The organism is Rhodococcus sp. SB1D (assembly GCF_048573875.1).
GTDB classification, from domain to species: Bacteria; Actinomycetota; Actinomycetes; order Mycobacteriales; family Mycobacteriaceae; genus Rhodococcus_F; species Rhodococcus_F qingshengii.
Genome location: NZ_JBMAIQ010000002.1, coordinates 625128 through 646007 on the forward strand (window position 1 = coordinate 625128; position 20880 = coordinate 646007).

The following is a 20880-nucleotide window of genomic DNA, read 5'->3' on the forward strand; positions in this document are numbered from 1 at the left end:
TGTGTGGTTGCCCGGATTTACGGATTTCTCAGTAACGGTGCGTACGTTGGGCGTCGGCTCGTTGACGCCCTCGGGATGTTGACGTGCCGCCAAAACTTTTGTCGTCGACTGTTCAGATGCTGGTGAGCAAAAGGATCGCGGCCGGCCACCCTGACTGAATATCGTCGACGCCGAGCGTGTTCCTTCGGTGCGCGCACCTGTTCAGCATCTGGAGTGGACCCGTGTCGAAGTGGCCGTGCATATGAAGATCTCGAAGAAGGTAGCGCTGGTCGTTGTGGCTGCTTGCGCCCTGACGTTGGGATCGGCGCAAGTCGGAACCGCCCGCGCGGATGCGCCGGTCAAGGTCAGCGTGGCCGGTCATGTGGTGAGCGCCGGGCACTTCGAGCAGGTGCGGCGCCCCAACCGGTGTGTGAAGGCCGGGACGGGGAAGTCGAAACCGAGCGAGCAGAAGTCCACGAATCGCAGTGGGCGTCGAGGCAGCGGGGGATGCTTCTGACAGTGATTGCGAAGTTCCGCAATCAGCCGTCGCAAATCTGTAACACGTTCTAATCTTGCAGTATGGACGTGACTTACGAAGGGACCAAACGCGAAGTCGCTACCGACAGGGGGACTTTGCGCTATCACGAGGCGGGCGATGGTCCGCCGTTGATCCTGTTGCACGGCTCCGGGATCGGCGTGAGTGGATGGCGGAATTACCGGGGGAACCTCGAGGTGTTCGCAAAGCACTTCCACTGCTACCTCCTCGAGTTCCCGGGGTTCGGCGTGAGCGATCCCGTCGACGGTCATCCAGTTCTCACGGCAACCTCGGCGGTGGTTCGATTCATGGATGCGCTGGGAATCGAATCCGCTGCGATGATCGGCAATTCGATGGGCGGAGTTGTCGGGGTCAACGTCGCGATGAGGTTCCCTGACCGCGTCCGCAGATTGGTCACCATCGGAGGCGTGGGCCCGAACATCTTCAGTCAGAACCCGAGCGAAGGTACGCGTCTCCTCCAGGAATTCGCCGACGCTCCCAGCCGTGAGAAGTTGGTTCGCTGGCTCGAGTGCATGGTTTACGACAGATCCGTGATCACCGAGGAGCGGATCGAGGAACGATGGCAAACGGCCAACGATCCGGCCTCGCACCAGGCATTGACCGCGATGTACGGATCCAAAGCCTTTGCCGCTCAGCAGCAGATGATGTCCAACTCGGATGTGCCGCCGTACTGGTCGATGATGCACAAGGTGCAATGCCCGACCTTGCTGACATGGGGGCTCGATGATCGGCAGTGTCCACCGGACATGCCGATGATTCCGATGCGACTGATTCCGAACGCCGAACTGCACGTATTCCCGAACTGCGGGCACTGGGTGATGATCGAAGCCAAGGAGGCATTCGAGCGCGTGACCCTCGAGTTCCTGCTTCGATGACCTGCTGATGCATTGATGTGGCACGAATTGATGTGGCATGAACGCACAAGACCCGGCGCCTCTGAATGAGGCGCCGGGTCTGTGTTTGTGCCCCCAGTAGGACTCGAACCTACGACCTGCGGATTAAAAGTCCGTAGCTCTACCAACTGAGCTATAGGGGCGCGGCGCAGAGTCTAACGGGACCGCAGAGTCCGTGAAAACACCACCCCCACCAGAAGGGCGATTCCGATGACGGCGATGGTCCCGCCCGTGCGATGCAGACCCGCGTCGTCGATGGTTCCGCGCATGGTCAACTCGATGACGACGGCAGCAAGGTTGGCGCCGATGTACTGGATTGTTCGGTACAGACCGATCGCAGTTCCGACGTCGGCGGAGGTGGTCACCGAGTTGATCAGGTTCTGGTTTCCCATGTTGTTGAAGCCGTTGGGAATGCCCAGGATCGCCGCAATCAGCAGGAGTGCCACAAGGGGAGTCGAACTCGATTCGACAAAGGCGATCAGAATCCCGCCGACAGCCAACGCGGCGGTGCCGATCAGGAGGGTGATCCGTGCGCCGAATTTCCCGTACACCCTGGACGCGGACATGGTCGCGAAGATCCCGACCGCAGCGACGGGCAGCATGAAGAGCCCGGCGCTGATCGGTGACATTCCGCGGGCTACCTGTAGCCACTGGGGGAGTCCGAAGAAGATGCAGTAGAACGCTGTGTAAGTCAGCAGGGTCCGGCCGAGAGTCATGCTCAGTGCGCGGTTTCGGACGACGGCGCGGACGTCGATGAACGCCGAGGCCGTTCGACGTTCCCACCAGACGAACAGGAACGCGAAGAGGGCCGTCGACGGGACGAGGTACCACTTCGCGTGCTCGGCGAGAGAGAGGAGAAAGAGCATCGTCGATGTCGTCAGAGCCAGAAACAGGGTGATACCGAGTGGGTCGAGAGACTTGAACAACGCAGCGGCGCCGGCCCGGTCGGGCAGGGCGGAGTCGCTCGGGGCGGCGAAGAAGACCCATACGGCAGTGACGACGACAAGTGGGAGGTTCACCCACATGATCGATTGCCAACCGAGTGTGCCGACCAACAACCCGCCGAGAGTGGGCCCCAGCGCGACGACCGATTGAGCGCAAATGGTGAGTGTTGCTATAGCTGAACGGGTTTGAGTCCGGTGGCGGTCAGCGTATTCGCGGATGACGGTCATCGCGTTCGGATACTGTGTCGCCGTGCCGATTCCGAGCAGGATTCGTGCGGCGATCAGCCAGCCCAGCGACGGGGCGAGCGAGCCGAGGATCGATCCGGCAGCGATCAGGCCCAATCCGGCGAGGTAGACGCGTTTGGCGCCGAGGATCGATCCGAGTCGACCAGCCGCCGGTGCCGTGACCGCAGTCGCGATGTAGAGGGCCGAGATGACCCACGCTGTGCCTGAACTGGAACCGAAGTATGTGGCGATCGGGACGATTGCCACCGCAATCATCGACGAGTTCAGCGCTTGAAGAACGGTTCCGGAGCCGAGAGCAAGACTCAGTTTCAGTGGAACGGGAGTTTGGGGGGTCGGCGTTTCGATGACGGTGGTCACGAGTTCATCAGTGACTCCTCTGATATCGATGTCGATGCTGGGGACTCGCCCTGGCCGAGTCTTCGCAGGATTCGGCCGGCGATCAGAAGCAAGTCACGCTCGGCTTCGGTGCACTCGGCGTCGATGACCTCGGCCAGCCACTCTGTTCGTTTCGTTCGGTCTTCGTGAAGGGTCGATGTGCCGAGTTCGGTCATCGTGACCAAGACCGCGCGGCCGTCCGATGGATCCGCCCTTCGCGTCACCATGCCCTGCTCTTCGAGCGCGGCCACGGTCTTTGCGATTGATTGCGGCGTGACGCGCTCGAATTTTGCCAATTCTTTGGCGGTCGACGGACCTTGTCGGTCGAGGTGGCCGAGGGCCTGGATCTGGCTCGGCGTGAGCTTGTGGTCGTTGCGTTTGGTGCGTAGACGTCGGACGAAGGCACCCAGATCGTCCCAAAGTACGTCGATCTCGTCTCGAGCCTTGCTGCGACCCTCTCCATCGTTCATTTAGACAGTCTAACTGTGTTGTTTCGATGCTGCCAGTACGGTTTCGACGGAAAAGGGGGAATAAACAATTGCACTAGTTGTTTAAAACCTTGGAACTGCTGTCCATCGGTCGGCGAAGCAGTTCCGTCTGCGAGGTCGAATTATCAGAATCTCGGGCACGAAAAAGCTCGGATGCGCACCCCCTGCGGCGCACCCGAGCGGCCAAAACCATACCACTTGGTGTCTTTTGGGCATAAAGTCGGTTCTTGTCCCCTGAACAGCCGATTGCGTCTAGTACTTTTGGCGGGTATGGCTCTAGTCCTTACGTAGGGTGTGTTGGAGGGGATATTGTGAAGTTTCGGGGGATGACAGGCGCCGATCACGGCGGCTCTGCGTACCAACTCTGCGAGAGGCACAACACCGTAAATGGCACGTCAACAAGAGCGTGCGCGGCGTACCCGCGCCGCCCTGGTCGAAGCGGCTGCAGTCGAATTCGCCAAGCGCGGCTATGCAGCTGCGTCGGTGAACACGATCCTCGAGGGCTCCCGCGCCACCAAAGGCGCCATGTATTTCCATTTCCAGTCCAAGGAAGAGTTGGCGCGAGCGGTTCTGACCTCGGCTATCGAAACCTTCACTGGAATTACTGATCGTTGGGCCAAGAGAACAGACCTCGATCCATTCGTCGCTTTGCACGGTCTCGTGCTCGACATTGCCGAGGTCTTCCGTGCCGAGGTGATCGTGCAGGCGGAATTCCGGCTGATCATCGAGCCCGAGTTCTACAAGGATGTGCAGTCCGGTGGTGGGCAGGTCTGGGGAAAGACCGCCTATGAGTTGGCATTGCGTGCCAAGGACGACGGTTTGCTCCGAGAAGACGCCGACCCGGACAAATTCACGCGTGTACTGGCAGCGAGCCTTGCCGGCCAGCGGTACATGGCAGACCTGATTGCCTCCAGTGGAGATCTGGGCGAGTGGTTCGAGGAGTCTCTCGAAGTAGTCCTCGAAGCCATGGCTACGCCGCAGTGGTTGGAGACGTTCCATCGTGACGGGTGGCCCCAAGTCGAGTTCCCTGACACTGAATAGTGCACTTTTCTGCCCGTGAACAGGCGATTTGTGATTTCCGAATGCCGTGCCATAAGCTATCCAAGCTCCCAACGGAACGCCGTTGGGGTACTAGTTCGGAGAGATCCGGCGGGCCCCCTTCGTCTAGCGGCCTAGGACGCCGCCCTTTCAAGGCGGTAGCGCGGGTTCGAATCCCGTAGGGGGTACGTTTTGCGAAAGCGAAACGATGCAGTATGGTTTGACCCGCACGACACGCTTTGAGATGCACAAATGCCAGGCCAGGACAGTGGTTTGGGAGCGGCTCGAAGATGTAGTACGGTTTCACAGCAAGGAAAAAGCAAGGCCCTGTGGCGCAGTTGGTTAGCGCGCCGCCCTGTCACGGCGGAGGTCGCGGGTTCGAGTCCCGTCAGGGTCGCAAAGCTTTGTTCTCAATCAATCGGTTGAGAACAAAGCAATGCGATAGGCATTCGGTTCGGGTGCCGTCCGGCCAGGTAGCTCAGTTGGTACGAGCGTCCGCCTGAAAAGCGGAAGGTCGCCGGTTCGATCCCGGCCCTGGCCACCATAATTCTTATCGAAAAGCTCCAATCTCATGTTCTTCGAACATAAGGTTGGAGCTTTTTCGTGTTCGGATGTCAGTCGCCGTCAACCACTCGGCCCGATCATCTCAGTTATGCGCATCCTTTGTCTCCGTGAATGTTTCCGGTCACCGGGAACGTGCTGGGCGTCACTCCACAGAGGACATCACTATTAGCCGATTGCGGCCGATCCGTGGCTGCGTCTACTGAAAGTGAGGTGGAATCTCCGTGTCGCACTCGAGATCTTGGCGCATCGGGAAAGTCAGCCGGGTCGCCGTCGCATTGTTCGGCACCGGGGTTCTGTTGGTGGGCTGCGCGAGCAACGGTGACGACAGCGGGACCGATACGACGACCGCGTCGGCGGACGTCGTGACCGGCATGGTCAACGAGCAGCCCGATCCGGGAACTGCGGTGGCCGGCGGGACCATGACGTACGGCGTACAGGTGCTCGTTCCCTCACTCGACCCGACGAAGACGGCCGCGCGCGGCGGTTCCGGCGGTGAGGCCTTCGCTGCTGTGTACGACGTCCTGATGAGTTACAACACTGCGAGCGGCGAGTTCGAGCCCAAGTTGGCTCAATCGCTCGAGACAGCTGACGACGGAGCCACCTGGACGCTGAAACTTCGCGACGGTGTGAAGTTCAGTGACGGCACCACCCTCGACGCCAACGCCGTGATCGCGAGCATCGATCGGTACAACGCGGGCAAGGGCAATGGCGCCGAACTGTGGCTGGCTTCGGTGGAATCGGCGCAGGCAAGCGGTCCGACGACAGTGGAATTCAAGCTGAAGACGCCGTGGATGCGTTTTCCGTCGATGCTCGCTCTCGGGCACGGGATGATCGTCGCCCCGAGTTCGCAGCAGGGCGACAAGTTCACCGCCGTCGGAGCCGGACCCTTCACCGAAGATGTCTTCACACCGAGCGTCGAGCGAATCTTCAAGGCCAACCCGTCCTACTACGGCGGCGCCCCCAAGCTGGACAAGTTGCGGATGGTTGCGCTCAACGGTCCGCAGGCCAATCTCGAATCATTGAACAGCGGTCAGCTCGATGTCGCCTACATTCGCGGCCTCACGTCGGCGATCAATTCCGCCAAGTCCGCTGGCTACCCCGGCTACATCGACGTGCTCAATGCCGGTAGTGCCGAGATTATCAACAACCGTGAGGGCCGACCGGGCTCGGATGTTCGCGTCCGTCAGGCTATCGGCTACGCGCTCGACACCACGTTGATCGATCAGCGAGTGGAAAACGGTGAGGGACTGCCGGGCTCGGAGTTGTTCGGTCCGACGTCTCAATGGCATGTAGACACACCGGGTATTGCCTACGACCCCGAAAAGTCGAAGGAACTTCTGAATCAGGCGAAGGCAGACGGGTACGACGGCAGCCTCGACTACGTCGTTCTCAGTGAGCCGAAGGACCACGCGATCGGCCTCGCCGTGCAGTCACTGTTGCAGGCCGTCGGGTTCGAGGTGAACTTGATCTTGGCCAACAACGCCGGCGACATCGTGCAGAACGTCTACGTCAAGCACGATTTCGACCTCGCGCACGCGGGCATCGGAATGTACGAGTCGATTCTCGATCTCGGATTGTTCTCCACGACCAACAGCACCTCGATGGCGAATACTGCTGGATATGCGAACCCGGCGATGGATCAGCTGATCGCAGATCTACAACAGGCCAAGGACAATTCGTCGACTCTTGCGATCATCGGCAAAATTCAGACGCTGTGGAACGAGACGGTTCCGTCGGCGCCGATCGGCGGGCTCACGTCGTTCTGGGCTTGGCAGAAGAACGTGCACGGTGTGGTTCCGACTGCAACCGGCATCATGCTGTTCGATCAGGCATGGATGGGCGCGAAGTAGCGTTCCAGCGCACACCGAGAGCTCCGTCCGACGCGAGTCGGGCGGGGCTCTTTCGTGTCTACGTCGGCTAGCGTTGCGCAACCCTTTCGATCAGGATGATTGTATTGAAATATGTTGTAGGTCAATATGATTCGACAAGCGCGATTTGACTTGCCCAGCGTGGCCCGCATAGATTGCATCCACCATCCAGAGTGGCTGAGAGACCTGGCTCGATGATGCCGCAGCAACCCGCTACCTAACCGCAGTGTGGGTGCTACCGCCAGGACCGATGGAGGACACATGACTGTATTTGCCGTGGGTATCGAACTGGACGGCGAGGGCACTCACCCCGCTGCCTGGCGCCGAAGCTCACACCGCCCGGACCAGCTGCTCACGGGCAAAGCCGTGCGCGATCGCGTCGCGGCTGCCGAGAATGCCGGCTTCACGTTCGCGACGTTCGACGATTCCATCCTCCCCCCGAGTGGTGACGTCGTCGGCCGCATCGATGCCGTCTCGAGGGCGTCGTACGTGGCGGCGACAACCAGCACGATCGGGCTGGTCCCCGTCGTCGGGACCACGTACGCCGAACCGTTTCATACGTCCTCGCAATTGGCGACGTTGGACTACTCCTCGCGTGGGCGTGGCGGCTGGCTTGCTGTTCCGGTCGAAGACGATGCCGCGGCGAGGGCGTGGGGGAGGGCTCCGGTAACAACGGAGTCGGCGCGTCAGCAAGAGCAGCGGGATTCGGTCACCGTTGTGACCGATCTCTGGGACTCGTGGGAGGACGACGCCGTCGTTCGTGACTATCTCAGTGGGCGTTTCCTCGAGCGTGATCGTCTGCATTACGTCAATTTCGAGGGCGACACGTTCTCGGTGAAGGGGCCCGCAATCGTTCCGCGGCCGCCTCAAGGCCAGTTGGTGGTGTTCGGCCGCTACGGCGAAATCGATCCACGCCAGCCGGATGTTGTTCTCGTTTCCGGTGATTCGGTGGAGACCATTGCACAGTCGGCTGCCAAGGCGCGCGATGAGGGCGCGTCATTGGTGGTCGCCGAGCTCGATGTGGCATTCGATACGCCGAATCTGTCTGCGGCGCAGCGGAGGACCGAGCTGAACTCGTACGGGAATGCCGTCGTCACCGGCCGACTGCTCCTGGCTGCAGATCCGGGGGAAGCGGCCGTGGTTCTGAAGGAATTGGCCGGACACCTCGACGGTGTTCATTTCCATGCTCTCGTGATCGACGAGGACCTTCCGGTGCTGGCCAAATTCGTGCTTCCGACGCTGTCCAAGGCCGGGTTGACGCGACGCCCGGTTCCGGGATCGACCCTGAGGGGCAACCTCGGTCTGCAGCGGCCCTCAAATCGATTCGCCCACTCCTCCTGACTTGACTTCGCGCTAAGGATATTTCGGCCATGACTGCATCACGCTCCGCCGTACCTCGACCCGACGCTCACGTTCACCTCGGTGTCTTCTTCCAGGGGGTCAACCACACCACCATCTGGTCCGATTCCGCGAGCGGATCCCAGATCGACTTCGAGACGTTTCGGCGGTTGGTACTCACCGCCGAGCGAGGTCTGTTCGACGCCTTCTTCCTCGGTGAAGGCCTGCGGCTTCGTGAACAGAACGGCAAGATTCTCGATCTGGATATCGCCGGCCGCCCCGACGCCATTGCGCAGTTGGCCGCCCTCGCCGGTATCACCGACAAGATCGGGTTGGTCGCGACACAGAACACCACGTACAACGAACCGGCCGACCTTGCGCGTCGACTCTCCGGCCTCGACCTACTTTCCGACGGACGGGCCGGCTGGAATGCGGTGACCACCGACAACGCGTGGACGGGAGAGAACTTCCGTCGCGGTGGTTTCCTCGACCACTCCCTGCGCTACGAGCGTGCCGGGCAGTTCATCGAAACCGCGCGGGCACTGTGGGATTCGTGGGCCGACGACGCGATCTCGGATTCTCGCACGTCCGAGAACTGGTCTACTCCGGGTGCCGTCGGCGACGTGCGCAGGCAGACTTCACAGTTCGACATCTCCGTGACGCCGACGCTTCCCCGAAGCCGCCAGGGGCATCCGGTCATCTTCCAAGCGGGTGATTCCCCGAGTGGACGCGATTTCGCGGCGACCCATGCCGACGTCATCTTCTCGCGACACGGGACTCATTTCGACGGCGCGCTCGACTTCGCCGACGACATTCGGGCTCGGTTGCGTAAAGCCGGGCGACCGGAGGACGACGTCAAGATCTTGCCCAGCACGCAGATCGTGTTGGCGGAGAACGAGTCCGAAGTCGAGGAGAAGGCACGGTGGGTCCTCGAAGGCCAGTTCACCGGTCAGACTGCCCTCTCTCTCGTCGGACTGGTGTGGGGTAAGGACCTTTCCGATCGAGACCCCGACGGTCCACTCCCCGAGGAAGATCCGGTTGCCCGCCCGGTTTCGGAGACGCGCGGTTCCGCGCGGGACGGCAACGACCCCATTGCGATCGCACGTGAATGGCGTGCTCTTGCCGAGGCAAAGAATCTGTCCCTACGTCAGGTCGCTATCGAGACCTCGCAGCGTTCGGGTTTTGCGGGCACTCCGGGGCAGGTCGCAGATCAGTTGGTCCATTGGGTGCGCAACGGAGCTTCGGACGGCTTCAACATCTCGCCGTACCTGGTGCCGACCGGGCTCGACGAGATCGTCGACTGGTTGATCCCGGAACTGCAGGAGCGTGGGGCGTACCGCACCGAGTACTCCACGTCGACGCTGCGAGAGCACTTGGGGTTGCGACCGCCGCTCACGCGTCGGGCCACGTCTGAAGCTGCGGGGTAACGGGTCCTGTCCCACACAGTCACAGCGACGGCCGAATCCACCAAGCTCGGTTCGGCCGTCCGCTGGGAAATCGTCGTCTGCGTAGCTGCGGGTTTCACCACCCTTCTCGATTCGGCGGTGCTCGGAATCGGGGTTCCGTCGATCCGGGCGTCGCTGGACGCGTCGACCTCGGAGGTGCAGTGGATCCTTGCGAGCTATTCGCTGACTTTCGGCTTGGCCCTGGTGCCGGCGGGCCGACTCGGTGACGTCGTCGGGCGTCGACGCTTGTTCTTGGCGGGGCTGAGCATTTTCGCTGTGATGGGAATCCTCGGGGCATGTGCGTCGGATCCGTCGATGATCGTGTTGGCTCGTCTTGGGCAGGGGATCGGCGCAGGCACCATCAGTTCGCAGGTGCTCGGCATCATCACCGACCGGGTGTCCGGAAAGGCTCGGGCGAAGGCGTTGGGCGCGTACAGCACCGCGGGTGGTCTGGCCGGCGTTTCCGGACCGATCCTCGGTGGCGTACTGCTGAAGTATTCCGACGCCGACTTCGGATGGCGGTTGCTTCTCGTTCTCAACGTGCCGTTTGCCGTGATCACTCTGATTTTGGCGTTTCGCTTTCTGCGCCGTGATCGAACTACCCGATCGGGCGCATCGATCGATCCGGTTGGGCTGTGTCTGCTGGCGACTACGACCGGGCTCCTGTTGTGGCCCATCGTGACCCGAACCAGTGTCACTGTGGCTGCGGCTTTCCTGATCGGTGCGTTCGGCGCTGCCGTTGCCTTCTGGTTCTGGGAACGTCGGTACGCCGAGCGCGGCGGGACGCCGGTACTGCTTCCGTCGTTGATCGCCTCGAGGGGCTTCCGGTTGGGTACAACGGTTGCACTCTTCTGGTTCGGATCCATCCTCGCCGTCAACGCGGTGCTCAGCCTCTATCTGATCGAGGGTTTGGGCTTCGCCCCGCTGAGTGCGGCGTTGATCATGACCGGTAGCTCACTCGCGATGGCATTGACGTCGGCTTTCGGATGGCGGCTGGTTGCCAGGTTCGGCCGAAGTGCGGTGGTTTTTGCCATCGTCGGCGAGATCCTTGTCATCCTCGGCTACATCGCAGCGGTCAATCTGATTCCTCGGGAACATCTGATCCCGGTGCTGGTGGTCCTGGCGGTGTTGTCGGGAGTTGCCAGCGGTTTGGTCGACGCGCCCAATCGGGTGCTGACTCTCGAATATGCACCGCCGGGCGCGAACGGTGTTGCGGCGGGTTTCCTTCAACTGTCTCAGCGCCTGTCAGCGACCATCTCGCTGGCCGCGGTATCGGGATTGTATCTCGGTGTGCTCGGATCGTCGCCCGACGGATACGGACGTGCGTTCGGGATCGCGCTTGCCGTCTGCGTGGTCATGTTGACGCTCTCGTTGGCGGGAGCGGTGGCAGACCGACGCCGGCGAAGGACGTGACCTGGTATTTCGTGGGTCTACATGGACCTCGGGAGGCCGAGCCCGTGTGACTCATGGGACTTGTGTTACCCATGGGTTAGGAGTCGTGGGACGATACTTGTGTGGTGACCGGTCGCAGTGAAGACAAGCCCAACGGTCGCGGGAGTGGAGAGCCAGTTAACTCACCCCGTGGAGCGTCGGACAAACGTGACCGCACATCGACACCCTTCCGCGCTCGAACGGCGATGTGGACGAATCGGCCACTGTTCGATTTCCATATGATCGTCGGTCTGGTCGTGCTGATCGTCGCGTTCGGACTGCTGATGGTGCTGTCGTCTTCGGGCGTCGAATCCTATGTTCTGTCCGGGACGTCCTACGCCCGCTTCTGGCCGCAGTGCATGTTCGCAGCGATCGGTTTGGTGATGTTCGTGGCGGTCGTGCGGTTGCCGACCGAAACGATGCGTAGAGCCTCACCATGGCTGCTGATCCTGTGTCTTGTTCTGCTTGTCCTGGTGCTGATTCCAGGTATCGGCTCGGAACAGATGGGTGCTCGCAGCTGGTTCGTGATCGCGGGCATTTCCTTCCAGCCGTCGGAGCTGGCCAAACTTGCTCTGGCGATCTGGTCCGCAGCGACGGTTGCGTCGTTCATGAAGGCGCGGATGGACGTCAACCGCGCGCTGCCGGTGATCGGCGGTACGACGTTGCTGGTTCTGGTTCTGGTGGTGTTGGAGAAGGACCTCGGAACCACCATCACCATCGGCATCATCTTCATGTCGGTGCTGTGGTTCGGGCTGTTCCGGATGAAGACATTCATCAGCCTCACACTCGGTTCCGCAGTCGCATTTCTCGTGCTCGGGCTTACTGCTGGTTACCGCTCGGATCGCATCAAGGCTTTCCTCAATCCTGATCTCGACCCGCAGGGTTTGAACTTCCAGAGCACTCAGGCCAAGTACGCACTGGCGAACGGAGGCATCTTCGGGCGCGGTCTAGGACAGTCCGACGCCAAATGGAGCTATCTCCCGCAGGCGCACAACGACTTCATTTTTGCCGTGATCGGTGAAGAGTTGGGTCTGGTCGGCGCGCTGATCGTCGTCGCTCTCTTTGCCGCGGTTCTGATCGTCGGGCTGCGGATCGCGAAACGGTCCACTGATCCGTTCCTCAAAGTCATGACAGCGACGGCAACGACGTTGATCGTCGTGCAGGCGTTCATCAACATCGCCTACGTCGTCGGCCTGATTCCGGTGACCGGTCTGCAACTACCGCTCATCTCGGCGGGCGGAACGTCGATGATCACCACCCTGCTGATGTTCGGGCTCATCGCGCACGCAGCCTTCCGTGAGCCCGAGGCTGTCGCCTCGGCCGAGAGCAGCGGTCGCGGTTGGATACCGCTGGTCTTCGGCAAGCCTCGGTTCGGCATTGCCAAGAAGCCACAGACCGATCGACGGAGGCCGCCAGCTCGCCGCGCCCAGCCTGCTCCAACTGGGCAACGCCGACCGGAACGACGGGCACCACAACCCGACAGACGCCGGACTCCAGCTCCGGGCCGACGCGCACCCTCTCGCGACTGGTCGGAAGATCCACGTAGACGCGGCCGATCCGATCGGCCGCGGCGCGCTTCCTGATCTGGGCCAGTTCCACTGGCGGGCAGTTCGGAAGCGGGCAGTCATGCACCCGACAATTGCGTTGGGCGGCTACATTGGGAGTCGGCAAAACGACGTCTAAAAAGGGTTGTGGACATGGCAGGTGGCGACAAGGCAGACCAGTCGGTGGTCGAACGTAGCTCGGTGACCGGACGTCGTACGACGCCGTCGCAGCGAGCGCGTTTTCGCCGGATTGTCGACGCCGCAATGGAATCCGCCTCCGAAGGCGGCTACGACGCGGTGCAGATGCGATCGGTGGCCGATCGCGCCGGCGTCGCGATCGGCACTGTTTACCGGTATTTCCCGTCCAAGAACCACATGCTTGTCGTCGCATTGTTGTGGATGTTCGAGGGTTTGCGTGACAGATTCCAAGACTTTGTAATCCCGGGCGAGACTCCGTCGGACCGGATTCTGTTTGTGCTGCGCAAGAATACGGAGGTCCTCGAGACCGATCACCTCCGTTACGAAGCGTTGGTTCGGGCGTACATGTTCGCGGACGCGTCGGCGACCCCGGAACTCAACGCGCTCGGTGGGGTCGTGACCGAGATGTTCGCGAAGGCGATCGGTGTCGAGGAAGTCTCGCAGCAGCAGTTGGACGCGGTGAAGGTGATCGACGACGTCTGGATGTCGAGTCTCGTCTCGTGGGTTGCGGGCCGGATGACGACGGACGAGGTGATGGCGCACCTGGAACTTGCCGTGCGACTGGTCTTTCGCAAGTTGGGCGGATAGCGCTCAGACGGTGTAGCCACCGTCGACGTTGAGCTTCTGACCGCTGATGAATCCGGCCGCGTCGCTTGCGAGGAAACATACTGCTTCGGCGATGTCGGCAGCTGATCCGAAGCGCTTCAACGGGATTCGGCTCATCGTCACGTCGAGCGCGCCTTGGTCGAGTTCGGCGGAGCTGATCAGGCGCTCCGCCATTCCGTCCGTCAACATGCCTGGTCCTACAGCGTTGAACCGGACGCCGTAGCGTCCTTCCTCTGCGGCGAATCCGCGAACAAGTTGTTCGACAGCCCCTTTGGTGCCAGCGGAGAGTCCGTCGCGCACGGGAAAGCGATCCGTTGCCGCGGTTGTTACCGCCACCACCGAACCCGAGGATGCACGCAGCGCAGGCAGGGCGGTGTGGACGAGGGTGAAGAACGCCGCGGCCTCCTGGTTGAGTTGTTCGGTGAAGAACGCCGGCGTCACACGTGAGAGGTGCGTCATCGGGACGTGCGGTCCCGCAGCGTGGACCAGCGTCGTCAATGTGCCCAGATCATCGACCGCATCGTTGACGGCGGCGCTGATCGACAACTCGTCGGTCAAGTCGAGAGCGTACGAGTGGGCGCGCACGCCATGCGCTCGAATCTGCTCGCTCAGTTGCTCGGCAGCGCCCTTGTTGTTTCGGTAGGTGAAGGCGACGTCGTGTCCGCGTTCGGCAAGGGTCAGGGCGATCGCCGACCCGATTCCACCGGTTCCGCCGCTGACAAAAGCGGTGCGTACTGCGCTCACAATGCCTCCAGATGTCTGCCGATTTCAAACCTAACAAATGCTTGGTTGGGGTGCCAATCGGAATATATCAGTGCGCGAAGGACAGGCTCAGATTGCTATCGCAACCGGACTGATCGTCCTAATCTGTTGCCATGTCCGGAGACAGTGTGCAGTTGACCGACGGGGCGCCCGGTGGGGAATCGGAACCTCACGCACCGAGTTTGAACAATCGCCTCAACTGGCTGCGTGCAGGTGTTCTGGGTGCAAACGACGGAATCGTCTCGACCGCAGGTCTCGTGGTCGGTGTTGCGGCAGCCACGACCGAGCGCTCCGCGATCTTCACAGCAGGTTTTGCTGGACTGGTTGCCGGCGCTGTGTCCATGGCGTTGGGCGAGTACGTCTCGGTCAGCGCTCAGCGGGATACCGAACGCGCACTCCTGCAGAAGGAGAAGAAGGAACTCCTCGAGACCCCGGAGGCTGAACTTCAGGAACTGACCGAGATCTACGAGAACAAGGGATTGAGTCCGGAGACGGCCCGCCGCGTCGCCGAAGAATTAACCGAGCACGACGCCTTCGCGGCGCACGTAGAAGTCGAATTGGGTATCGATCCAGACGATCTCACCAATCCGTGGCATGCAGCGATTTCGTCGGCAATCTCGTTCACGATCGGCGCGGCGATCCCGTTGGTCGCAATTCTGGTGCCGCCGACAGGCATCCGCGTCCCTATCGCATTTTTCGCGGTGCTGATCGCACTTGCGCTGACCGGGACGATCAGCGCGACGCTCGGCGGAGCTCGCAAGACCAGAGCGGTGCTACGCGTGGTGATCGGCGGCGCGCTGGCGATGGCCGTGACGTACGGAGTAGGTCAGTTGGTGGGCACGGGTCTCGCCTGACCCCTGCTGTGCGCCTTTATTAACCGCGGGGGGTTAATAAAGGCGCACAGCAATTCAGGCGCGACAGATCATGACCGGCCCTGGCGCATGGTGCAGCAGATTCTGGCTGGTGGAGCCCATCACGGCGCCCGCCATCGCACTGCGGCCGTGACTTCCGACAACTATCAACTGTGCGTCGTCGGCGTATTTGAGCATGACGGGAGCAGCGGCACCGGGTTCACTGATGCGGGTGACCGGCACGTCCGGGTACTGGTCGGCCATACCGGCTAGATTTTCCGCCAGTAGCGCCGATTCCTCCTGCTCGACAGCCTCCCAGTCGATCAGGATTCCCGCTCCGCCTTCGCGGAAGGTGGACGAGCCCTGCCAGGTGTGGACCGCGATGAGCGGCGCGTCGAACTGATCGGCATAACGAAACGCGTACTCGACGGCCTTCTTGCTCAACGCGCTTCCGTCCACTCCGACGATGACGGGACGCTGATCCGGACCGGGATTCTCCGCCGAACCACGCCACACGGTAACCGGACAGGTTGCATGATTGGCCACCTTCAGTGCGGTCGATCCGAGCAGCCGTGAGCGCAGTGCGCCCGATCCGGTCGACCCCATCACGATCAGGCGTGCGGTACCCGAGGATTCGAGGATATGCGTCGACGCCGGCCCTGGCGCGATCTCGGATTCGATGGTCAGTTCGGGGAATTCGGCCGAAATCACCGTGGCGGCGGCATCGACGATCGCTTCGCCGTCTTCGCGGATCTGACTGAGGAACTGTGACTGCAACATCACTGCAGCGGGACTGTAGATCGGGCCCTCTTGCGGCAGGGCGTGCGCCAGAATCAGTCGTGAGTTCACCGCGTTCGCGACGGAGGCCGCCCACCGGGCCGCCGCCGTCGAGGCCTCGGATCCGTCGATACCGGCGACGACATCCTGGTGTCCTGCAAGTGTGTTCATGTCTACTCCCTCTGAAATGATCGAGATCGGTCGACTGGTTACAGCGACGTCACCAGAGTGACGATGCTGACTTCACGGCTTCCTTCCACGTCTTGCGTAGCAGGGTCGATTGCCCGTCGGCTATTTCCAGTTCTCGTCGGTAGGCCATGCCCAATCCGAAACTGGTGAGCGAGGTATGCTCCTGCTCGGCTGCCATTGCAAGTAGATGATGTTGGGCGACAACGGAATCCTGGTGCTCGCCGAGAACATCCTGGAAGTGGCTGAAATGCTTCAGTGCACGCTTCGCTCGGCTCTTCGACACGGGTTCCATGACCTCGATCGCGTACTTCATCCGCTTGGCTCGCTTGCGGGCGCGGTGCATTCGCTCGTCACGCTCGGTGCGGCTATCGGCATCGAAGACGTGATCGACCCGCTTACCGACCTTGTGTGCCAGGTGCCGCAGGGTATGGGCCAACTCTCGTGCCGATGCCTTCTTTCCGACGCGGTGGGTGGCGGTGTCGAATTCGAGGTCGCCGACGTACTCGTCGAGGCGATCGAGCAGCGTGGTGTATCGCTCGGAATCGAGCGCCTCGAGGGCTGTTTCCTGGGCGGTTTCACCACGTGCAGAGAAGAACTCGTCGATTCGAGCTCGCACAGCTTCTCGCTCGGGCATCTCGTCGATTTCGCCGAGGCGTTCCACAAGACGCTCCCACTGGACCTCGACGTCGCGGGCGTCACCGAACTTTCCACCGATCCACCGCAGATCCGTGATGAGATCGTCGGTCTTGGGGGAGTGGCCGGCGTACGACTGCAGAGCGCTGCGGATGCGACGTGCCGCAACCCGGAAGTCGTGAACGGCTTCGTCGTCGGCCCGACGCGTGCCGAGATCCGCGGCGACCAGTGCGCGCAATTGTTCGATGAGGTAATTACGCAACAAGATCCGCGGATTCGACGCCTTGCCCGAGGTGACCTCGTGACCGGCGTACGGTGTGACCGACGTGCCCAGTGCTCGTTTGAGTTTGGACGGACTCGCAGAGCGCTCCAGCCCGGCGTCCAGTAGAACCGACTCGATTGCATCGGCCAGCTCTTGCCCGCCTGCGCCTTGTTCGACCTCGACTTCCTGCCACGTCGACTCTCCGGAACCGTCTGCCTTGCAGGCGATGACGGTGTCGGAGACCACTTCGGCAAGCAGCACACCGTTTTCGCCGTTGAGCCTGGTGCGCTCCCGATCGGTGATGATCAGGGCGACCGGCACCAGATCGTGACCGCGAATGATCGCCCGGATCAGACTCGACAGCGGCGAGGGCACATCGGTGCTCTCGTCCGGGGGAAGTTGGATTTCGGTTCGAGTGTCCTGGCCTGCGGGAAGTTTCATGTGCCACCCCGCGTCGTCGCCACCCTCACGCTTGCGCAGCGTGATCTTCTCGGCCAGCAACCGGTAGTCCGCGGTGTCGAAGTAGGTGGCAGAGAGCTGTATCGAGTCGTGGACCGGTTCGCCGACAACACCGGGAAGTCCGCCCAAGGCGGGAACTTCCTGCTCGGCCGACGCCTCGTACTTGCGCTCGATCTCCCGTACGGCTTCGGGTACGACGGCGGTCTTGCTCATCTGGTCTCCTCTTGCGGTGCGGTCTGCGCTTCCATCCTCCCGGTATCGGAGGCGCAGTGGAAGGGTCCGGGGTCCCTACGGCGAGTCGCCACGGCCTGATTCGTCCGGCCAGGACAGGGTCCGCCGACTTTCGAACCGTTGCAGCCGGCCGGTCTTCGGATCCTCGAACTCGAGAACCTTCGACAGCAGGCGCAGCGGGTTCGAATAATCTTCTGCGGCAACGTCGTAGAAGTCGGGATAGAAGTTGTCGCCGTGGATCGGGAGCCCGAGCGAGTTCATGTGCAGCCGAAGTTGATGGGTCTTGCCGGTATGGGGAGTCAACCGGTACCGCGCGAAGCCGTCTCGCGTTTCGATCAGTTCGATCCGCGACTCGCTGTTGGGTTCGCCCTCGATCTCCGCGGCCTTGAGCACGCCGCGTTCTTTCACGATGCGACTACGCACGACCACGGGGGTGCTCACCTGAGCGTCGTGACGCGCGATGGCCTCGTACTCCTTGGCGACGCGGCGCTCGGCGAACATGGTCTGGTAGTCGCGCCGGGCCGCCTGATGCACGGTGAACAGCAGCAGTCCCGCCGTGACGCGGTCGAGGCGATGAGCTGGACTCAGCTCCGGTAGTTCGAGGTCCCGACGCAAGCGGACCAACGCCGATTCGGCGATGTATCGCCCGCGCGGGGTGCTCGCCAGGAAATGCGGTTTGTCCACGACCAAGATGTTCTCGTCCCGGTAGAGGATGTCGATCTCGAACGGCACCCGCGTTTCGACGGGAGGGTCGCGGTACAGGTAGACGAACCGCCGGGGAGCAAAAGCGCTCGTCTCGGTGATTCCGACACCCTTCTCGTCGACGACCTCCCCGGCTGCGACCTTCTCCCGCAATCGGACGGCGTCCTGGGGGAACCGTTCGAGCAGGTAGTCAAGCGTCGTCGTCCACATGCCGTCGTCGGGCTGACGGATGCGACTCGGGTTCAGGCCGTCGCGGACGGGAAGCGGTGATCGTGACACATCTTCAAAGCTAGCCGTCCGGTCGGCATTCAGACCTATTGACGACATATGGGACGGAAGTTACTATCCGGTAAGTTCGTGACACCGGTCACTGTCGTGGGGGCAGGGCTGGGTCATCACAACAGAAAATTGGAGTTTTCGTGAGGACACGACTTCTACGTCGAAGGTCGACAACGATTGCGGTGGGGCTGTGCGTCGTGGGATTGGCGGTGCCGAGCGCCGTCGCTTCTGCGGATCCGACGGGAGGGTCGGACGGGCAGGCCTGGCTCGCGGCAACGGAGGCGACGCCGCAGTATCCGGGGGTCTCGATCGAGTGGGACGTGCCCATCACGATGAGTGACGGCACAGTTCTGCAAGCGAATGTGTACCGACCGGCGGATGCATCCGGGCGGGCCGTGGAATCGAAGACGCCATCGGTCCTCAACATCACGCCGTACACGAAACTGCTGGACACACTGGTGGATTCAGCTCTGTCGATCCCGCAGGTCGGTGAGACGCTGATGGACGTTGCGAACTCGCTCGACCTCGCGGCGCCGTTCGACGGAGTGTCGGAGTTGACGGGCGTCATCGCCGGCGGAGGCGCCAGGGTTCTCGGCGTCAACCGTGATCTGGTCCAGAACGGATACACGCAGGTAGTGGTCGATGCACGTGGAACCGGCTTCTCCCAAGGTAATTGGGACGTGCTCGGTAAGCGCGAGCAACAGGATTCGGTCGAGGTCATCGACTGGATGAGCAAGCAGGGGTGGTCCGACGGGAAAGTAGGGATGGCGGGCATCTCGTACTCCGCGATCAACTCGGTGCAGGCGGCGAGCAACAATCCACCTGCACTGAAGGCGATCTTCCCGGTCGAACCTGGCAACGATCTGCTGCGCGACATCGTCGGAACCGGTGGCGGCCTCGGAGTCGGGTTCATGCCGTTGTGGTTGACCGCGGTCAACGGGCTCAAACTCATCCCGAACGTTCAGGACATCCTGCAAGGAAACTTCGATCCCCTGTGGTTGGCGAGCCGCCTCGAGGATCCGGGAACGCTGATTCCCGAACTGGTGCAAGCGATGACGGCTCAGAGAATCGAGGACGTGTCACCGTCGACTCTGCAAGTCGCGCAAGACGGGCAGTTCTATCAGGACCGAGCCGCTGACGTCGGCAACATCGCCGTTCCGACGATGGTTTACGGCGGTTGGCACGACATCTTCGCCAACAGTGAGCCGCGGATCTACAACGGAATCGATCTGCCGCCCGGGCAGAAGCAGTTGATCATGGGGAACGGCTATCACGTCACTCCCGGTGGAGGATTCGGCAAGGACGGTGCGCCGCCGCGCCTCGACGTGCTCGAACGTGCGTGGTTCGACAAGTGGCTCAAGGGCATCGACAACGGAATCGATCGTTACGGTCCGGTGACGATGTTCCAGCAAGGCGGCGGATGGATCACGGACGATCAGTTCCCGCGAGCCGGTGCGAGCTACGAACGTATGTATCTGAACTCTGCGCCCAGCGGTACTGCCGCCCACGCATCGTATGACGGTTCGCTGACGAATGACCCGCCCAGTGCCGCAGCGCGATTGACAGTCGCACCAGGACTGCGAGGCTTCTGCTCCGGTGACGGAACTCAGGGAACTGCCGGGATCTCCGTGGTGCTCGGTGCGACGTGTTCCAAGGATTCCCGATTCCAGGAAGCGGAGGGCCTGACGTTCACCGATGAGGCAGTGACGGAGCCGACCTCACTCTCGGGCCCGATCAACGTCCACCTCGAGACCGTCCTGGACGCGACGGACGGATTCTGGGCAGCGACGGTCAACGACGTAGCACCGGACGGAACATCGACACCGATCACGAACGGCGCTCTGACTGCGTCGCTGCGGGCAGTCGACGATTCGAAGAGCACTCGCTCGGCCAACGGTGACTACAGTGAACCGCACCACTATCTGACGATCGACACGCGTCAGCCGGTGGTTCCCGGTGAGGTCACCACCGTCGACATCAACATGCTCCCGACGGACGCAGTGCTGCAACCGGGGCACCGGCTCCGCGTCGACGTCTACGCTGCCAGCGTGCCGCGATACCTGGCGCTCGGCCCGATGCTCGCCGACAGCCAACTCAAACCGCAGCACATCGAGTTGGCTGCAGACCGGCCGAGCTTCGTCAACGTTCCGTTCGTCGGGGGCCGCTGACTCGGATTGGATCGGCGGCGTGAGAACCTGCGGGCTCGCGGACGTTCTGAGAAG

The 20880-nt window shown here is 61.9% G+C and carries 17 protein-coding genes, 4 tRNA genes and 1 riboswitch; of the genes, 14 read left to right on the plus strand and 7 right to left on the minus strand.

Going from position 1 to position 20880, the window contains the following annotated elements; genetic code table 11:
- The first annotated feature begins 187 nt into the window (after positions 1–187).
- Both ACN50D_RS08565 and ACN50D_RS08570 read left to right on the plus strand, forming a co-directional pair.
- Positions 188–496: a hypothetical protein gene (locus ACN50D_RS08565; protein ID WP_136470805.1), complete on the plus strand. Its 309-nt coding sequence runs from the start codon at positions 188–190 to the stop codon at positions 494–496.
- A 62-nt stretch (positions 497–558) separates the two neighbouring features.
- Positions 559–1410, plus strand: a complete 852-nt coding sequence (locus ACN50D_RS08570; protein WP_042451375.1) for an alpha/beta fold hydrolase — start codon at positions 559–561, stop codon at positions 1408–1410.
- A gap of 88 nt (positions 1411–1498) precedes the next feature.
- On the opposite strand, the gene ACN50D_RS08575 is transcribed toward ACN50D_RS08570, so the two are convergent.
- The 3 genes from ACN50D_RS08575 to ACN50D_RS08585 form a co-directional block, all read right to left on the minus strand.
- Positions 1499–1571 (minus strand) — tRNA-Lys (locus ACN50D_RS08575).
- Positions 1572–1583: 12 nt separating this feature from the next.
- Positions 1584–2975, minus strand: coding sequence for an MFS transporter (locus ACN50D_RS08580; protein WP_042451373.1), 1392 nt, complete (start codon positions 2973–2975; stop codon positions 1584–1586).
- Positions 2972–3463 (minus strand): MarR family winged helix-turn-helix transcriptional regulator, encoded by a 492-nt coding sequence (locus tag ACN50D_RS08585; protein WP_042451369.1) that lies wholly within the window; start codon positions 3461–3463, stop codon positions 2972–2974. The genes ACN50D_RS08580 and ACN50D_RS08585 overlap by 4 nt, the downstream gene beginning before the upstream one ends.
- 405 nt (positions 3464–3868) lie before the next feature.
- On the opposite strand from ACN50D_RS08585, the gene ACN50D_RS08590 reads away from it, so the two are divergent.
- The 10 genes from ACN50D_RS08590 to ACN50D_RS08635 all read left to right on the plus strand — a co-directional run bounded on the left by ACN50D_RS08590 (position 3869) and on the right by ACN50D_RS08635 (position 13495).
- Positions 3869–4522 (plus strand): TetR/AcrR family transcriptional regulator, encoded by a 654-nt coding sequence (locus ACN50D_RS08590; RefSeq protein ID WP_003940323.1) that lies wholly within the window; start codon positions 3869–3871, stop codon positions 4520–4522.
- Positions 4523–4634: 112 nt separating this feature from the next.
- A tRNA-Glu gene (locus tag ACN50D_RS08595) sits at positions 4635–4707 on the plus strand.
- Positions 4708–4842: 135 nt separating this feature from the next.
- Positions 4843–4916, plus strand: a tRNA-Asp gene (locus tag ACN50D_RS08600).
- Positions 4917–4986: 70 nt separating this feature from the next.
- Positions 4987–5063 (plus strand) — tRNA-Phe (locus ACN50D_RS08605).
- 241 nt (positions 5064–5304) lie between these two features.
- Positions 5305–6933 carry an ABC transporter substrate-binding protein gene (locus ACN50D_RS08610; RefSeq protein WP_050654777.1) on the plus strand — a complete coding sequence of 543 codons (1629 nt, stop codon included), beginning with the start codon at positions 5305–5307 and terminating at the stop codon, positions 6931–6933.
- Between the two features lie 179 nt (positions 6934–7112).
- Positions 7113–7208: riboswitch (SAM riboswitch) on the plus strand.
- A 4-nt stretch (positions 7209–7212) separates the two neighbouring features.
- On the plus strand, positions 7213–8292 hold the full coding sequence (locus tag ACN50D_RS08615; RefSeq protein WP_050654776.1) for an LLM class flavin-dependent oxidoreductase: 1080 nt from the start codon (positions 7213–7215) through the stop codon (positions 8290–8292).
- Between the two features lie 29 nt (positions 8293–8321).
- Positions 8322–9716 carry an NtaA/DmoA family FMN-dependent monooxygenase gene (locus ACN50D_RS08620; protein WP_007733887.1) on the plus strand — a complete coding sequence of 465 codons (1395 nt, stop codon included), beginning with the start codon at positions 8322–8324 and terminating at the stop codon, positions 9714–9716.
- A gap of 69 nt (positions 9717–9785) precedes the next feature.
- Positions 9786–11147 (plus strand): MFS transporter, encoded by a 1362-nt coding sequence (locus tag ACN50D_RS08625; RefSeq protein ID WP_211921066.1) that lies wholly within the window; start codon positions 9786–9788, stop codon positions 11145–11147.
- 224 nt (positions 11148–11371) lie between these two features.
- Positions 11372–12748: a putative lipid II flippase FtsW gene (gene ftsW / locus ACN50D_RS08630; RefSeq protein WP_064687643.1), complete on the plus strand. Its 1377-nt coding sequence runs from the start codon at positions 11372–11374 to the stop codon at positions 12746–12748.
- A 114-nt stretch (positions 12749–12862) separates the two neighbouring features.
- The gene (locus tag ACN50D_RS08635; RefSeq protein ID WP_007733896.1) at positions 12863–13495 is read left to right on the plus strand and encodes a TetR family transcriptional regulator; all 633 of its coding nucleotides are present in this window, start codon (positions 12863–12865) and stop codon (positions 13493–13495) included.
- 3 nt (positions 13496–13498) lie between these two features.
- On the opposite strand, the gene ACN50D_RS08640 is transcribed toward ACN50D_RS08635, so the two are convergent.
- The gene (locus ACN50D_RS08640; protein WP_030535265.1) at positions 13499–14257 is read right to left on the minus strand and encodes an SDR family NAD(P)-dependent oxidoreductase; all 759 of its coding nucleotides are present in this window, start codon (positions 14255–14257) and stop codon (positions 13499–13501) included.
- A gap of 131 nt (positions 14258–14388) precedes the next feature.
- On the opposite strand from ACN50D_RS08640, the gene ACN50D_RS08645 reads away from it, so the two are divergent.
- Positions 14389–15129 (plus strand): VIT1/CCC1 transporter family protein, encoded by a 741-nt coding sequence (locus tag ACN50D_RS08645; protein ID WP_007733901.1) that lies wholly within the window; start codon positions 14389–14391, stop codon positions 15127–15129.
- A gap of 54 nt (positions 15130–15183) precedes the next feature.
- Here the strand turns inward: ACN50D_RS08645 and ACN50D_RS08650 are convergent, their stop codons facing one another.
- The 3 genes from ACN50D_RS08650 to ACN50D_RS08660 form a co-directional block, all read right to left on the minus strand.
- The gene (locus ACN50D_RS08650; protein ID WP_047271050.1) at positions 15184–16074 is read right to left on the minus strand and encodes a universal stress protein; all 891 of its coding nucleotides are present in this window, start codon (positions 16072–16074) and stop codon (positions 15184–15186) included.
- A gap of 49 nt (positions 16075–16123) precedes the next feature.
- Positions 16124–17659 (minus strand): CYTH and CHAD domain-containing protein, encoded by a 1536-nt coding sequence (locus ACN50D_RS08655; protein WP_211920819.1) that lies wholly within the window; start codon positions 17657–17659, stop codon positions 16124–16126.
- Between the two features lie 75 nt (positions 17660–17734).
- Complete coding sequence (locus ACN50D_RS08660) at positions 17735–18658, minus strand: pseudouridine synthase (RefSeq protein WP_082920604.1); 924 nt, start codon at positions 18656–18658, stop codon at positions 17735–17737.
- 140 nt (positions 18659–18798) lie between these two features.
- Here ACN50D_RS08660 and ACN50D_RS08665 point away from each other — a divergent pair, with 140 nt between their 5' ends.
- Complete coding sequence (locus ACN50D_RS08665) at positions 18799–20826, plus strand: CocE/NonD family hydrolase (protein WP_064443811.1); 2028 nt, start codon at positions 18799–18801, stop codon at positions 20824–20826.
- Positions 20827–20880 lie beyond the last annotated feature (54 nt).

Excerpts from the sequence above, each read along its gene's own strand:
- ACN50D_RS08645 (WP_007733901.1), top strand. The coding sequence starts at position 14,389 with ATGTCCGGAGACAGTGTGCAGTTGACCGACGGGGCGCCCGGTGGGGAA.
- ACN50D_RS08590 (WP_003940323.1), top strand. The coding sequence starts at position 3,869 with ATGGCACGTCAACAAGAGCGTGCGCGGCGTACCCGCGCCGCCCTGGTC.
- ACN50D_RS08585 (WP_042451369.1), bottom strand. The coding sequence starts at position 3,463 with ATGAACGATGGAGAGGGTCGCAGCAAGGCTCGAGACGAGATCGACGTA.
- ftsW (WP_064687643.1), top strand. The coding sequence starts at position 11,372 with ATGTGGACGAATCGGCCACTGTTCGATTTCCATATGATCGTCGGTCTG.
- ACN50D_RS08615 (WP_050654776.1), top strand. The coding sequence starts at position 7,213 with ATGACTGTATTTGCCGTGGGTATCGAACTGGACGGCGAGGGCACTCAC.
- ACN50D_RS08635 (WP_007733896.1), top strand. The coding sequence starts at position 12,863 with ATGGCAGGTGGCGACAAGGCAGACCAGTCGGTGGTCGAACGTAGCTCG.
- ACN50D_RS08655 (WP_211920819.1), bottom strand. The coding sequence starts at position 17,659 with ATGAGCAAGACCGCCGTCGTACCCGAAGCCGTACGGGAGATCGAGCGC.
- ACN50D_RS08570 (WP_042451375.1), top strand. The coding sequence starts at position 559 with ATGGACGTGACTTACGAAGGGACCAAACGCGAAGTCGCTACCGACAGG.
- ACN50D_RS08620 (WP_007733887.1), top strand. The coding sequence starts at position 8,322 with ATGACTGCATCACGCTCCGCCGTACCTCGACCCGACGCTCACGTTCAC.
- ACN50D_RS08650 (WP_047271050.1), bottom strand. The coding sequence starts at position 16,074 with ATGAACACACTTGCAGGACACCAGGATGTCGTCGCCGGTATCGACGGA.